Here is a 14,069-nt window from a genome sequence, read left to right on the forward strand (position 1 = left end):
TCCTTTTCCGTTTTCTACACAAGTAACAATTTAGCATTATAAATAGTTCATTTTTTCAAATGGATCATCTGCCTTCGAAATTGATGGAGAAAGCACCTTATCTATTCAAAAACACTTACTTTAATTATAAATCTTCTTTACCTAACGGCGTGCTTACTTTAACAAGCAATCGGGCGCGATTCTGTAATAAGAATCAGTGCTCGTTATCATTAAAGGGCCAGATTGTGGAGTAATACTACACAAATAAATTAGTATGAATGTTAAAATATAGATATATTTGTAGAAAGTTCGCATAAATTTACTGAACAGTTCAGTGTATCAATTTTTTTACAAGTCATTCAAAATAGGAGATTAAAATGGATATTGTCTTAAAGAAAATGTCAGAAAAAGAATTTACAATTTATTTAGAAGATAAGGTAGAGAGATATAGCAAAGTTCAATCAGAAAATGTCCATGAGGTAAGTAGCGAAGATCCTCTTTCAAAAGCACGTAAACAGTTATATAATCTACTTCCTCAAGGAATAGCAACCTCTAATCATCATTTATATAATATATATGAAGATGATTCGTTAATTGGATTTGTTTGGATAAAGGTTGAAAAGGAAAAGAAAAGTGCATTTCTTTATGAGATTTTTATTTTTGAAGAATACAGAGGTCAAGGTTTCGGGACTAGAGTGATGAAAAATGTTGAGGAGTGGTTAGAACGGGAAGGAATTTATTACTTCAAACTTCATGTTTTTGGAAGTAATGAAGGGGCTAGGAAACTATATGAGGAACTCGGATTTGAAATAGCGGGAATAAATATGCTCAAAACTATCAACTGACATTTAGTAATTTGTTATATGGAAGTAACGAGGGCTTTAGTTGAATCACAACCTTCTACAATCCGGCGCAATTCTTATAAAAGGATTTGTGTCTTTTTAATTAACATCTTTAAAAGTGGTTTTGCATACTTGAAAGAAATTGTTCAGTAACTTGAGTGGACATAGGAGGAAAGCATATAGACAATAATCTGATACAAGGAATACAAAATAAGGCACATATACTACCTTGTTTTAGGTGCAGGTTAGTAAAAAACACCAACTAAAAGAAATTAGTCAGTGTTTCGTGTTTAATTTATACAAGAAACTCTAGTTTATTTTCTACAAGAGTCTGAAATCTATCCATAAATAGTGCTGCATGGTAACCATCGCAGACAGAATGATGAACCTGCAAGGATAAAGGTAAATAAATATTACTAGTTTTATTGATAAACCTACCTGCAGTGATTATCGGCAAACAATAATTTGGGCTATTATTCACGTTTAAGTTAAAACCAGTAAAAGAAGTCCATGGAATCATAGAAATATTGACGACATTTTCAGGGATCGGTGTTTTAGGAAAAAGCTTTCCTTTACCATTGAACTTCTCAGTATCGGAAATATAGTTCTCATAAAACTTTTTAAAACCTTCATCTGTATTTGTATAAATGGCTGAAAATAACTCTGATTGCTTATCAAAGATAGTATACATTGGGACTACCTTATCCCAGTATCCAAACTCTCCAGCAGAATTAAAGTTCATTCTAAAATGTTTATTTGAATTTGCTACATGAGTAATTAAAAAGATGAATACAGGATAGAATTTATATCCCTTATCTTTTGTAATTTTATAAAGTTCGGTAATATCAATAGTTCTGGTGATGCTAAAGCTCGTTTGTTGATTTAAAAAATGATTGAAAATTTCTTTTCGTTCCCAATTATTAATATCAATTTTATTGAATCTCATCTTATAAAGCCTCCTAAAATTTAAAATCTAGATAATTTTAGGAAGCTAATTGGACTGCTTTTTTCATAAGATCATTCCTTTTATTTTATATAAGTCAATCTTAACATATAATTACGGTTTCGATTATTAATTTAGATTTGCATAGCGAGCTTACTGCTAATCCAAAAACTACTGAACAATATGAGGACATCATGCAATAGCTTATTCTTCAATAATAGGGCGCAATTGTAGAACAACATAGCTGAAAAATGATCAAACTTTTTTATAAAAATCTCATACTTATCTAAAGAGAGCAACTCCATTTTGATCAATTTTTCAAAATGGAGGTTTTGATGTTGCTATTAGATAAGGATTAAGGGCTATTGGTTAATCCATCTTTATTCCAAAGCTACATATCTGACTAGAGTTAGTGGTGCTTGCAGTGATTTGATGTACTAATTTCTGAAAACCAATACTATGTATGTGGGATTTTCTCAATATTGAACATCTCCCCTAAGGCAATTGGATTTTCTTTCGCGGTAATATGTTGAGGATCAATACGGTAAACTTGAACAGGCCCTCCGAAAACGGCTGATCGATATTTGTCCACGTGTTGCTGGGATAAGGGGCGATTATAGTAACCAGGTACATATTTATTTATCATTTCTTGCAACATGTGTGTCGCTTCATCCAAATCGAAAATTGGCTGAGCCTTGCCAAAAACCATGACACTCATATAAGCCGTGTCCGTCTTTGCAGGTACTGGATTTGTAATGGTTCCATATTCATCACAAACCGTAAAGCAAACCTCTGGATTCTCTTCCATCACTTGATTTCGTCTCCCGCCAGTGGCTCCATGGAAATAAAGCACTCCATTTGTCCACACAAAATTAAGGGGGACAACATATGGCAGATGACCATCAACCATACCCAAATGCCCAATGCGAGCTTGCTGCAAAAATGCATCAATTTTGTTCTTGTCCAACACTTCTCTTACTTTATAACGTACCTTATCCATTGTTATCACTCCTACTTGTAGTATGATGTGATTTTATCAACCTTTGGATTGAATAAAAACGTCCATAACAACAGCAATTAAGCAATCCATTTTCCACTTAAACAAAGACAAAACCACCGTTCGAACAAATAATGCTCAAACGATGGTGCTATTTTTTAGGAGATAGGTAATTATAAGCTTATTGGCTGACTAACTTTGCTATATTTGCCTTCAAAGAACGCAAGTGGTGAACCATCGCTCATCTCACTATTGGACTACATCTATCCTACAAAAGCAGAAGCCTCTTATTTTATTGGAGGCTTGTGGTTATTACGTACTTTTCACTTAAACTTTGCTAAAATACAACATAAAGGCTATTTCATTTTTACGATGATCTTCCCTTTTGCTCTACCTGACTCCGCATATTCCATCGCCTTTTGAGCATCTTCAAATGAAAAAGTTCTATCAATGACTTGTTTGATTTTACCAGCTTCAATTAAATCGGCGATTATGCGTAATTGCTCGCCACTTGGTTTCATAAATAAGAAGGAATATTGAGCATGATATTTCTTTTCAAGTGAGGTCAGTTTATGACTGGCTGCTGAAAATAATAATGTTTGAAAAATCCTGAACCATATTCTTTGGCGAAACGAGCATTCGGCCTGCCTGATACGGAGACAATTTTTCCACCATCCTTGATAATCTCGAAAGATTTTTCTAAGGTCTTTCCTCCGAGCGTATCAAAGACGGCATCATAATTTTTCAGAATAGCTTCAAAGTTTTCTTTCTTATAATTAATCACTTTATCTGCACCCAAAGATGTAACTAAGTTTGCACCAGCTTCGCTAGCCGTTGTTGCCACTGTGGCGCCCATTACCTTTGCTAGTTGTATAGCAAAGGTACCTACACCACCAGAGCCAGCATGAATTAAAATCTTTTGACTTTTTTGTAATTGCATGATGTCATGTAAAGCTTGGTATGACGTTAAGCCAACCAGTGGGATTGATGCAGCTTCCTCAAAGCTCAAATTTTTAGGCTTTAGGGCTATGTCATCTTCATGAATCGAGATATATTCCGCAAAAGTACCAATTTTACTCTTCTTTGGACGTGCATAAATTGCATCTCCTACTTTAAAGCGCGTCACTTTTTCGCCAACCTTTACGACGACCCCTGAAAAATCATTTCCAAGGATTAGTGGCATTTTATAGTGGATTAACAGCTTCACTTTCCCATCACGGATTTTAAAATCAATCGGATTAATACTTGCTGCATGGATTTCAGCAAGTACCTCATATTCATTTATTTCAGGTGTAGGTACTTCTTTCATGCGCATTGGGGCTTTGCCATATTGATCGATCACCATTGCTTTCATCGTTCATTCCTCCAGATAACCTACTATATTGTCAATAAAATTCCGTTAACAACGTCTCAATATCCAAAACAAGATCTTTTAACGAACCTAGTTTTGTCCGTATATCTATATAGTAAAAGTTTTTTGTACCTTCTTTGCGCATTAAAATAACACCAGCATCTCGCAAAATCTTAAGATGATGTGACACAGCTGGCGAGATAAATGCGTTTGTTCTGTGATTTCACCTACACGCAATCCCGTTTGACAATCTGTGCTCATTAATACCATTAGAATGGCTTGTCTGGTTTCATCACCAATTGCTAATAGTACCTTTTGAGAATTTATAAAGTCTTCCTTAATCAAGTTAAGCTGGTCTTGTTAATTCATTTAAATCCCTCCTCTTACTAATCAGTTGAATAGTTTAAGTTAATGAACCATTGCTGCATAAAACGAGACAATATTGCCGTATTCGGTGCAATATTGGGAAAGTAAATCGAGACGAATGATTTTTTAAAGGCGTACATCTTACTTTCCCCTCTTTCCATAAAAAAACACAAAAGTCACATGGACTTCTGTGTTATTTGCTCTCCTTAATAAGAGCTTTCATATCTCCAACAATTGTTTCAACTGGTACGTTTGTCGCGCCATCATAGTCTTTTACAACTGTGCCGTCTGCGTTTACTAAATAATAGCTCGACATATGTATGACTTGGTCTGAGTTAGGATCGTTTTTAACTAATGAATTAAATGATTTACGTGCAAATTGTTCAATGAATTTTTGTTGATAGCCCGTTAGTAGCTGCCATTTGCTTTCATCTACAACATTATACGTATTTAAGTAATTTGTTAAAACATCAGGCTTATCCACTTCTGGATCCACGCTAAATGCCACAATTTGATAATCTTCAAGGCCTTCATCCTGTAGTGCTTGTTGAACTTCTGTCATATTAAATGTCATGGGTGGACAGATTGTCGTACAGTTTGTAAAAATAAACATGGCTAACCAAGGCTTACCTTTAAGATCATCTAGGGTCACTTGTTCATTTTTTTGATTCGTTACTGTGAAATCTTGAACCTCGAGATTTAATGTTGGTTCAAACTTGTAACTACCGCAAGCAGCTAGAATGCTACTAAATGCTAGAACTAAAACTAGCAATATACTTTTCTTTGTCATTAGTGGTGCCCACTTCCCTTCATTTCATCACCTTATTTTATTCATTATAGAAGCTAAACACAAGATAATGGACTTACACCCAGATGGCTATTTGTATAACATGTGAACATTAACTGATTCTGGAATTCCGCCTCACTAATTATTCCAAATGACACATCCTTTTTAAAAATTTTTTCATAGCTTTTTCTTATCATTTTCGTTATTTCCCAAAATCTCAGATAATTGTTATATAACAAATTATTTCTACTTAACAAGCTACCCTGGAATTTAATAGCGGAATAATAAAATACAGAAAATTCTCTTTTATGTTTGTATTTTCTCCTACATTCATTTTTATCAACAACAAACTATTTTAACAATATTATTTCATCAGAAAACCATACACTCTTTTAAACAGAATTTTTCTAATAAATCCTTAATATTTCTATGTTATTTCCTCAAAATAGAAGTGACTAAAAATTATAAAAAATCAAAATTTAGTATTGCATTATAGGAATCTCCCCCATAAAATAAGTGAATATAACGACGAACGAAAAAGAAATATGTCGTTTAAAACAGAAATATATAACTTTAGGGGGAATAATAATGGCGAATGTTTCAAGCAAAAAACAGGCCCAATCAATTGATTATCATGCAATTGAAGCAATGGAATCGTTTAATAGCTTTGTAAAAAAGAAAAATACCTTTCTTTTCTCGATTACAGCAGTGTTTTTAATTCTTTATATCCTGCTTCCGATTCTTGCTTTCCAGCCTGTACTACAACAAAAATTCTTCGGAAATATAACGGGTGTATGGGTTTATTCTGCAGGACTATTTATCATGACCATTGTGCTTTGTACAGTATATGTAAAAAAAGCTGCTTCATTCGATAAAGCTGCAGCTGCTGTTCTTGCAGAGTATCAGGCGAAAGGTGGAAAATAAATGAACATCGTATCCATAGGTTTCTTTTTAGCTATTGTTGGCTTAACACTTGTTGTTACCTATATTGCAGCAAAGCGTACATCTTCTGCAGCTGATTTTTACACTGCTGGCGGTGGTTTAAAGGGGTGGCAAAACGGCTTTGCGATTGCTGGTGACTATTTATCTGCAGCAGCCTTTCTTGGGGTGTCTGGTGCAATTGCCTTAACTGGCTTTGATGGTTTCTTCTTCTCTGTAGGCTATGTAGTAGCGAATTTAGTACTGCTTTATGTCATTGCTGAGCCAATGCGAAACTTAGGCCGCTACACGTTAGCAGATATGTTAACGGCTCGTTTCAATGAAAAACGAATTCGTGGTGTGGCAGCGTCTGGTACCATTATTATCGTAATTCTTTATATGATTGCACAGCTAGTAGGTGCTGGTGCATTGATTAAGCTATTATTCGGTATAGAGTATTGGATTGCCGTATTAATTGTCGGTGTTATGATGACAACTTATGTATTGTTTGGTGGCATGACAGCGACTTCTTGGGTGCAAATCATTAAAGCAAGTCTATTATTATTCGGGACAGGTCTATTAGCGGTTTTAGTGCTAATGAAATTTGACTTCTCTCTTATGAAGATGTTCGACACAATTGCAGTAGATCATGGCGAAAAGTTCCTTGTACCTGGAATTAAGTATACAAGCACAATCGACTCGGTTTCGATGATGATGGCTTTAGTTTTAGGAACATCTGGTTTACCACATATTTTAATGCGTTTCTTTACAGTAAAGGATGCAAAGACAGCACGTGCCTCTATTTCTTGGACAACTTGGATTACAGCCATTTTCTTCTCATTAACAATTTTCTTAGGGTTCGGTGCATTAAACTTTGTAGGTTTAGATCAAATTCTTGCTGAAAGTAAGGCTGGTAATACAGCTGCTCCGCTTCTTGCGCATTACTTAGGTGGAGATGTATTGATGGCATTTATCGGAGCAGTGGCATTTGCGACTATTTTAGCTGTTGTTTCTGGTTTAGTACTAACAGGAGCTTCTGCCATTTCTCACGATATTTATGGAGAAATCATTAAGGGTGGTAAATTAACAGAGAAGCAACAGGTAGTAGCAGCTCGTACAGGCTCTATCTCGATTGCGATCGTGTCTATTATTCTCGCTCTGTTTGCACAAAACTTAAACGTTTCATTCCTAGTGTCATTCGCCTTTTGTATCGGTGCATCAGCAAACCTACCTGTGATCCTTTATACAATCTATTGGAAGAAATTTAATTCTACAGGTGCTGTAACTGCGATGGTAACGGGGCTAGTATCATGTTTAATTTTAGGAGCAATGGGACCAAATGTGTGGAGCCCTGTTGAAGGTGCAGCAATCTTTGTTGGACAACCACTTGTGCCACTTGCTGTTCCAGCGATTATTACAATTCCATTAGGCTTTATTGCTGGATACCTAGGTACTGTCCTTTCATCTAACAAAGTACCACAGGAAGAAGCAGAACGTATTTATAAAGAAATTCGTGTGAAAGCAAATACAGGTGTGTCTGTCTCTGATATTTCACATTAATATTTATACACCTCCTGCATAATGAATCCTAATTCAAAAAATGCAAAAAAATAGGCAAAAAATTCGATTTTTGGTCGAGTTTTTCGCCTTTTTTGTTATTCAATATCTACCAATTTATTTATCGAACAATATTATTTTACTTCCAAAAAACAGAAAAAATCCAATTTTCACTAGGTAAATAGTGTTTATTTTTAATTGAAAAAACAAGATTTTTTTGTAAATTTACCCTTCGTTTTTTGTCAAGAATCTAGATTTCTCTTCACTTCATTTATTTATCTGAATTTTCTAAAACCCTTTATATTCTTGGCTTAGCGCCATTTTTTCTCACTTAGGAGTATTTTCTGAAAAATTTTTTTTACATAATTTTTCTGAAATGTATTGCAATTTTGTGAACTGTTTCATAAAATGAAAATGTGAATTCACTAAACTAGCAAAATCAAGTCTTGAGGTAGAAAAAATATACACAAAATGGGGAATGTTAATGGCGAACAATCAAGCAAAAAAAGGTATCGTGATTGACTATGATTCAATTGCAAATCAGGAATCATTTAAGTCTCTTGTACGAAGAAAGAACTCTTTTCTTTGGTCTATAACTGCCATATTTTTATCGGCATACATGTTGTTACCAATTCTGACATCGTACACGACCATTCTACACCAAAAGGCATTTGGGGAAATTACTTGGGTGTGGATCTATGCAGCAGGTCTCTTCATCATGACATGGGGGTTATGTCATTTATATGTAGCAAAGGCAAACAGCTTCGATAGAGAAGCAAAAGCGATTATCGCTGAATACGAGAACGGAGGTGGCCGCCGATGAGTAACGGAATGAGTTTTACAGCCATATTCTTCTTCGTAGCCATTGTTGGTTTAACATTAGTTATTACATGGTGGGCATCTAAACGTACATCTTCAGCAAGTGATTTCTACACTGCTGGTGGTGGCTTAACAGGCTGGCAAAATGGACTAGCTATCGCTGGTGACTATTTATCAGCAGCATCCTTCTTGGGTATCGCTGGTGCTGTAGCATTATTTGGATTTGATGGATTCTTCTTCTCTATTGGTTATTTAGTAGCTTACTTAGTGGTATTATATATCGTTGCTGAGCCATTACGTAACCTTGGGAAATTTACATTAGCTGACATGATTACAGCGCGTTTTGATAACGCCAAAGTTCGTGGAACAGCTGCTTTAAGCACTATTACAATTGTTTTATTCTACATGATTGCACAACTAGTTGGTGCAGGAGCACTTATTCAATTACTTTTAGGGATCGACTATTGGATCGCCGTATTAATCGTAGGGTTCATGATGACAACTTACGTACTATTCGGTGGTATGACTGCAACATCTTGGGTACAAATTATTAAAGCTTGTCTTTTAATGTTGGGTACAGTTATTATTTCGTTCTTAGTATTAAAAGAGTTCGGCTTCAGTATCTCTACAATGTTTAAAGAAATGACAACGGTTACTGACAGTGGTGCTGCTTATTTAAACCCAGGTCTTAAATATACAAATGGACTTGATACAATTTCTATGTTAATTGCGTTAGTATTAGGTACTGCGGGTCTTCCACATATCTTAATGCGTTTCTTCACAGTAAAAGACGCGAAAACAGCTCGTTCATCTGTTATTTGGGCTACTTGGATCGTAGGTATCTTCTACGTTCTAACAATTTTCTTAGGCTTCGGTGCAGCAGCATTCGTTGGGAAAGAAGATATTATCGCAGCAAACGCTGCTGGTAACATGGCTGCCCCACTTCTTGCAGAAGCACTTGGTGGCGACATTCTATTCTCATTCGTTTGTGCAGTAGCATTCGCAACAATTTTAGCGGTAGTAGCAGGTCTTGTACTATCTGGTGCATCTGCCCTATCTCATGATATTTATGGACAAATTATCAAAAAGGGTAAAATTACAGAAAAAGAGCAAGTTCTTGCAGCTCGTATCGGTTCGATTACAATCGCTGTTATTTCTATCCTATTAGCACTTGGTGCACAAACATTAAACGTGGCATTCTTAGTATCTTTAGCATTCTGTATTGCAGGTTCTGCTAACCTTCCAGTTATTATTTACACAATTTATTGGAAACGCTTCAATACAGCAGGTGCTGTTACTGCGATGTTAACAGGTTTAATCTCTGCGTTAGTATTAGTTGCTATGTCTCCAAACGTTTGGAATCCAGTTGAAGGTAAGGCAATTTTCGTTGGTGATCCATTAATTATGTTAACGAACCCAGCCATAATCTCTGTACCACTTGGTTTCCTTGGTGGTTTCATCGGCACATTACTTTCTAAAGAAACAGATGATGCGAAGTATCGTGAAGTTGACGTTAAAGCAAACACAGGTATTTCTGTACAGGACGTATCTCACTAATACACTCGACAGCCTCGTAAGTATCTTGCTTACGAGGTTTTACTTTTTCTCCCCTATTCGCTACTATAGAATTAAAAATGAATTGGAGGCGATGCTCATGTCACAATCTAAAGCTAAAAAGAAGCGGATGCACATTAAACGCACCGTTGGTAAAGATGTTGAAAAAAATCGACAATCTATCTCTTTTAGTACACATGAACGTCTAACGAAAACAAAAAACGAAAAATTAGAGCATGATTATACGAAATATAAAAAGCAGTATAAGGACGAATAACTCGTACCTATACTGCTTTTTCTTATTAAAGCCGATAAAATGTTTTCGTGTTTTGCGTAATAATTTTGGCCGCTTCTTGTGTTGATAGCCCTTTGATGGAGGCAATCATCTCAATCGTTGAGTGCATCATCCAGGGAGATGTACGCTTCTTCGTAAACGGTCCCTCAAACGGCCAAGGACCATCCGTTTCTACCATCATCAAATCAATCGGATACGCATCAATTAGCTGTTGAATTTCCTCTTCGTACAAGCAATCTGGGGTTATGGAGATAAAATAACCACGCTCTATCATGCGCTTCACAATAGCTTCATCCCCTTTAAACCAATGAAAATGGGCTTCGTGAAGCTGATGCTTTTCCAGCAAATCACACACAACATGGGCGTCCTCATATACTGCGTGTAACACAATTGGCTTGTCCAGTTCCTTCGCCAATACAACAAAACGCTCTAATAACGCCACATAGGGACGTTCATCAATCCCTTGCTCTTGTCTTAAATAATAAGGTAGACCCACCTCACCAATAGCAACCATGTCATCCTGATGCGAACGAATCCAATCGAATAATGCTGTCTCATCATTTGGACTTAGTAAAGGCTGTTCAGGATGAAAGCCAAAAGCAGCCTTTACTTGCTGATAGCTTTTCGATAAACGCAACGTTCTTTCACAAGAGGAAAGTTGCATGCTAACCGCGATTACAGCTTTCACCTCTTCTAATAAGGAAGGAATTTCCTCATCGGTGTACTGATCCAAATGAATATGCGCATCAATCAACATACATATCACCCTTTTCCTCCTGTAAATACATAAATAATTGTTGCTTTAACGCTGTGAATGCTGCAGAATGTCGAATTTCCTCTTTCCGAGGTCTCTCAAATGGCACGATGATTTCCTTTTTAACGGTTGCTGGACGTTTGGTTAAAACAAGTATGCGATCTGCTAAAAAGAGAGCTTCCTCAATACTATGTGTAACAAATAGAATGGATTTGCGATACTCTTCCCAGATAGATAAAAGCCATGCTTGCATTTCCAGTCGAGTAAATTCATCCAACGCAGAAAATGGTTCGTCTAAGCATAAAATTGGCTTTTCACTGACCATTGCTCGAATAAAGGACACACGCTGCTGCATACCTCCAGACAGTTCGTTCGGGTAGGCATGGATAAAGGAGGCAAGGCCAACCTTTTCTAACCATTCCTTGGCACGTTCAATATTCGGTTTATGCTGTAATTCCTCTACAAGCGTGACATTTTCTACTATTGTACGCCAGGGTAATAGACACGGTTGCTGTGGCATATAGCCAATCGTTCCTTTTTTTCGTTGGATATCCTCTCCATTTAGTAAAATGGCTCCTTGATCAATTGGCGAAACACCACCAATTAATTGAAAAAGTGTGCTCTTACCACTGCCTGAAGGACCAACAATGGCCACAAACTCGCCATCCTTTACGTCAAAAGAAAGTTGATCAAGTACTTTTAGTGCATCGAAGGATTTAGCGATGTTTTGAATGCTGAGCATGATAGCCTCTTCCCTTCACCATAAATTTTTCAATTAAACGAATACCGCTAAACAATAGTAAGCTCAAGAGAACAATCGCAAAAATTGCCACAAATACGCGATCTGTACGGAAGGAGGACTGGGCTAGGGTCATGTAAACACCAATACCCTTTTTTGCACCAAGCCACTCCGCAATCACAGCCCCCATCACACTATATGTAGCCGCAATTTTAATGCCTGAAAAAATCGCAGGATAGGCATAAGGCCATTCCAACTTCCAAAAGGTTTGTGCCTTTGTAGCACCAACCATGTCAAAATAATGCTTTAATGCTGGAGCTGTTTGTCTAAATCCATCCATCGCTGCAATGACAATCGGGAAAAAGCACACAAGACAGATAATGATAAGCTTCGGTAATAAGCCAAAGCCAAACCAAATAATAAGTAGCGGTGCCAAGACTAGAATAGGAACATTCTGCGACATAATAAGAATTGGATAAAACAGTTCTCGAATAAAATTAAATCGATGTAACACTACTGCCACCGTTAGCCCACAAGCGATGCCAATGGCCAAACCTAGTAGAGCTAGCTGTACCGTAGCAAATGCATGTGGTAGAAAGGTTTGATACGACTGGATGGCCTCCGATAAAATACTACTTGGTGCGGGTAATAACCAATGAGGAACTTCAGCGAACCGCACGATTAGTTCCCATATGAATAAGAGGAAGGCGATAAAAATTATCGTCCTTCCCTTCTGTAATGCACGTTTCATTACTGATATTTCTCCGTTAATGTATCCATCGTAATACCCGTTGGCTGATATAAAATTTTCACTTGTGTAATGACATTGATGGCACCAAGCTCGATCATCTTCTCGTTCATTTTTTCAATGATTTGGAGCAATGTTGAAAGCTCACCTTCCATCGTTGTTTCCAATGGATGTACCTCATATTTCACCCCAGAAGCATCGATCACCGCAATTGCTGCATCTACATACGGTATAACATCTTCATATTTCTCTGTCTTCGGAATGATTTGTACACTGATTAATGAATTTGCCATCTTATTTGGCCTCCTTTTTAGGTAAGAACTCATTAGTAAAGGCTTTTTTCGCATCAAATTCGCCCTCTAGTACTTGATTGCTAGACATCCATTTCGCATAATTTTCCCACACAGAAAGCTTTTGCTCTCCCCATTGCTTGGCATCATCCTGGTATTTATCAGCCAGCCATTCCTGACTTTTATGCACTAACGCTTTATCTAAATCAGGGGCCGCTTCGATTAAAATATCCGCCGCTTCACTTGGGTTTTCAATTGCGTATTCATAGCCCTTCGCTGCCGCTGCCACAAAGGCTTTGACTACATCGGGGTTGTCCTGTATCATTTTTTCATTTGTAGCTAAAACGGGCGTATAATAATCTAATTGATCACTATACTCTGTAAGATATAGCATATTAATCTTTTCCCCACGTAGCTCAGCCTCAATACCAGTCCATGCATAATAAATCCAAGCAAAATCAATGTCTTTTTCCATCATTGTGAAGAAATCTAAATCCCCTGCATTGACAATATCTAGCTTATTAATATCTGCCTTTTCTTTTTGCATGAGTGATTGTAAGACGGCTTGCTCTGATGGCGAACCCCAACCACCATAGGTTTTACCTTCAAAATCCTTTGGCGATGTAATGCCCTTTGAAGCAATAGAAGCAAAGCCAGATGTATTATGCTGTATAATTGCTGCGATTGAGACCAGCGGCACATTCTGTACTCGTGCCTGTGTTATGCCTTCCTGATAGCTCACGCCAAAATCTGCCTTGCCAGAAGCAACAAGCTGATCTGCGCCCGCCTCACCAGGCATAATAATATCAACATCTAAGCCCTGTTCCTCAAAATAACCGAGTTTTTTCGCAACATATAGTCCTGTATGATTTGTATTCGGCGTCCAATCCAGTACCACAGACACCTTTTTCAGCTTGTCAACAGCCTGCTTATCCTCCTTGTCACTACAGCCTGCTAATGTTAATAGTGCTACCATTAAAATAAATAACCATTTCTTCATGCAAAAGCCTCCCAGTTTGTAATATGAAAGTGTTCATGAATGAATGTTGTCACCAAAAGAAAGCGTATATACAATGTTGGCAAGTTGTTGCTCGAAACATAAAAAAACGCCTAGGATTCCTCCCAGACGT

14 protein-coding genes and 2 pseudogenes are annotated in these 14,069 nt (G+C 37.0%); 6 read left to right on the forward strand and 10 right to left on the reverse strand.

The window, feature by feature from the left end:
• The first annotated feature begins 356 nt into the window (after nt 1-356).
• A complete protein-coding gene (locus LCP48_RS12495; protein WP_004230444.1) occupies nt 357-824 on the forward strand; it encodes a GNAT family N-acetyltransferase in 468 nt (155 codons plus the stop codon).
• Between the two features lie 292 nt (nt 825-1,116).
• Here LCP48_RS12495 and catA read toward each other — a convergent pair whose 3' ends face one another.
• The 5 genes and pseudogenes from catA to LCP48_RS12520 all read right to left on the reverse strand — a co-directional run bounded on the left by catA (nt 1,117) and on the right by LCP48_RS12520 (nt 5,268).
• Complete coding sequence (gene catA, locus LCP48_RS12500) at nt 1,117-1,767, reverse strand: type A chloramphenicol O-acetyltransferase (RefSeq protein ID WP_225340241.1); 651 nt, start codon at nt 1,765-1,767, stop codon at nt 1,117-1,119.
• A gap of 454 nt (nt 1,768-2,221) precedes the next feature.
• Nucleotides 2,222-2,764, reverse strand: coding sequence for a pyridoxamine 5'-phosphate oxidase family protein (locus tag LCP48_RS12505; RefSeq protein WP_004227952.1), 543 nt, complete (start codon nt 2,762-2,764; stop codon nt 2,222-2,224).
• 353 nt (nt 2,765-3,117) lie between these two features.
• Nucleotides 3,118-4,115, reverse strand: a pseudogene (locus LCP48_RS12510) (NADP-dependent oxidoreductase).
• Between the two features lie 31 nt (nt 4,116-4,146).
• A pseudogene (locus tag LCP48_RS12515) lies at nt 4,147-4,457 on the reverse strand (ArsR/SmtB family transcription factor).
• Nucleotides 4,458-4,671: 214 nt separating this feature from the next.
• Nucleotides 4,672-5,268, reverse strand: coding sequence for an SCO family protein (locus LCP48_RS12520; protein ID WP_004227948.1), 597 nt, complete (start codon nt 5,266-5,268; stop codon nt 4,672-4,674).
• A gap of 585 nt (nt 5,269-5,853) precedes the next feature.
• Here LCP48_RS12520 and LCP48_RS12525 point away from each other — a divergent pair.
• The 5 genes from LCP48_RS12525 to LCP48_RS12545 all read left to right on the forward strand — a co-directional run bounded on the left by LCP48_RS12525 (nt 5,854) and on the right by LCP48_RS12545 (nt 10,390).
• Complete coding sequence (locus LCP48_RS12525) at nt 5,854-6,189, forward strand: DUF485 domain-containing protein (protein ID WP_004227946.1); 336 nt, start codon at nt 5,854-5,856, stop codon at nt 6,187-6,189.
• Nucleotides 6,190-7,743: a solute symporter family protein gene (locus LCP48_RS12530; protein WP_004227944.1), complete on the forward strand. Its 1,554-nt coding sequence runs from the start codon at nt 6,190-6,192 to the stop codon at nt 7,741-7,743.
• Between the two features lie 481 nt (nt 7,744-8,224).
• Nucleotides 8,225-8,563 carry a DUF485 domain-containing protein gene (locus LCP48_RS12535; RefSeq protein WP_004227943.1) on the forward strand — a complete coding sequence of 113 codons (339 nt, stop codon included), beginning with the start codon at nt 8,225-8,227 and terminating at the stop codon, nt 8,561-8,563.
• Between the two features lie 8 nt (nt 8,564-8,571).
• Nucleotides 8,572-10,116: a solute symporter family protein gene (locus tag LCP48_RS12540; RefSeq protein ID WP_004227940.1), complete on the forward strand. Its 1,545-nt coding sequence runs from the start codon at nt 8,572-8,574 to the stop codon at nt 10,114-10,116.
• A 97-nt stretch (nt 10,117-10,213) separates the two neighbouring features.
• A complete protein-coding gene (locus tag LCP48_RS12545; RefSeq protein WP_004227938.1) occupies nt 10,214-10,390 on the forward strand; it encodes a hypothetical protein in 177 nt (58 codons plus the stop codon).
• Between the two features lie 25 nt (nt 10,391-10,415).
• On the opposite strand, the gene LCP48_RS12550 is transcribed toward LCP48_RS12545, so the two are convergent.
• The 5 genes from LCP48_RS12550 to LCP48_RS12570 are packed head-to-tail and all read right to left on the reverse strand — an operon-like array spanning nt 10,416 to nt 13,939.
• A complete protein-coding gene (locus LCP48_RS12550; protein WP_004227935.1) occupies nt 10,416-11,165 on the reverse strand; it encodes a TatD family hydrolase in 750 nt (249 codons plus the stop codon).
• A complete protein-coding gene (locus LCP48_RS12555) occupies nt 11,155-11,904 on the reverse strand; it encodes an ABC transporter ATP-binding protein (protein ID WP_004227933.1) in 750 nt (249 codons plus the stop codon). The genes LCP48_RS12550 and LCP48_RS12555 overlap by 11 nt, the downstream gene beginning before the upstream one ends.
• Nucleotides 11,879-12,652 (reverse strand): ABC transporter permease, encoded by a 774-nt coding sequence (locus tag LCP48_RS12560; RefSeq protein WP_004227931.1) that lies wholly within the window; start codon nt 12,650-12,652, stop codon nt 11,879-11,881. The genes LCP48_RS12555 and LCP48_RS12560 overlap by 26 nt, the downstream gene beginning before the upstream one ends.
• Nucleotides 12,652-12,942, reverse strand: coding sequence for a thiamine-binding protein (locus tag LCP48_RS12565; RefSeq protein WP_004227928.1), 291 nt, complete (start codon nt 12,940-12,942; stop codon nt 12,652-12,654). Before LCP48_RS12565 ends, LCP48_RS12560 begins: the two co-directional genes overlap by 1 nt.
• A 1-nt stretch (nt 12,943) precedes the next feature.
• Entirely contained in the window at nt 12,944-13,939 is a 996-nt protein-coding gene (locus LCP48_RS12570) for an ABC transporter substrate-binding protein (RefSeq protein WP_216486820.1), read from the reverse strand.
• Nucleotides 13,940-14,069 lie beyond the last annotated feature (130 nt).

Source organism: Lysinibacillus capsici, assembly GCF_020217405.1.
Lineage (GTDB): Bacteria > Bacillota > Bacilli > Bacillales_A > Planococcaceae > Lysinibacillus > Lysinibacillus capsici.

What these genes read in the sequence shown, in the direction of transcription:
- LCP48_RS12495 (WP_004230444.1), top strand. Translation starts at nt 357, where the DNA reads ATGGATATTGTCTTAAAGAAAATGTCAGAAAAAGAATTTACAATTTAT.
- catA (WP_225340241.1), bottom strand. Translation starts at nt 1,767, where the DNA reads ATGAGATTCAATAAAATTGATATTAATAATTGGGAACGAAAAGAAATT.
- LCP48_RS12505 (WP_004227952.1), bottom strand. Translation starts at nt 2,764, where the DNA reads ATGGATAAGGTACGTTATAAAGTAAGAGAAGTGTTGGACAAGAACAAA.
- LCP48_RS12520 (WP_004227948.1), bottom strand. Translation starts at nt 5,268, where the DNA reads ATGACAAAGAAAAGTATATTGCTAGTTTTAGTTCTAGCATTTAGTAGC.
- LCP48_RS12525 (WP_004227946.1), top strand. Translation starts at nt 5,854, where the DNA reads ATGGCGAATGTTTCAAGCAAAAAACAGGCCCAATCAATTGATTATCAT.
- LCP48_RS12530 (WP_004227944.1), top strand. Translation starts at nt 6,190, where the DNA reads ATGAACATCGTATCCATAGGTTTCTTTTTAGCTATTGTTGGCTTAACA.
- LCP48_RS12535 (WP_004227943.1), top strand. Translation starts at nt 8,225, where the DNA reads ATGGCGAACAATCAAGCAAAAAAAGGTATCGTGATTGACTATGATTCA.
- LCP48_RS12540 (WP_004227940.1), top strand. Translation starts at nt 8,572, where the DNA reads ATGAGTTTTACAGCCATATTCTTCTTCGTAGCCATTGTTGGTTTAACA.
- LCP48_RS12545 (WP_004227938.1), top strand. Translation starts at nt 10,214, where the DNA reads ATGTCACAATCTAAAGCTAAAAAGAAGCGGATGCACATTAAACGCACC.
- LCP48_RS12550 (WP_004227935.1), bottom strand. Translation starts at nt 11,165, where the DNA reads ATGTTGATTGATGCGCATATTCATTTGGATCAGTACACCGATGAGGAA.
- LCP48_RS12555 (WP_004227933.1), bottom strand. Translation starts at nt 11,904, where the DNA reads ATGCTCAGCATTCAAAACATCGCTAAATCCTTCGATGCACTAAAAGTA.
- LCP48_RS12560 (WP_004227931.1), bottom strand. Translation starts at nt 12,652, where the DNA reads ATGAAACGTGCATTACAGAAGGGAAGGACGATAATTTTTATCGCCTTC.
- LCP48_RS12565 (WP_004227928.1), bottom strand. Translation starts at nt 12,942, where the DNA reads ATGGCAAATTCATTAATCAGTGTACAAATCATTCCGAAGACAGAGAAA.
- LCP48_RS12570 (WP_216486820.1), bottom strand. Translation starts at nt 13,939, where the DNA reads ATGAAGAAATGGTTATTTATTTTAATGGTAGCACTATTAACATTAGCA.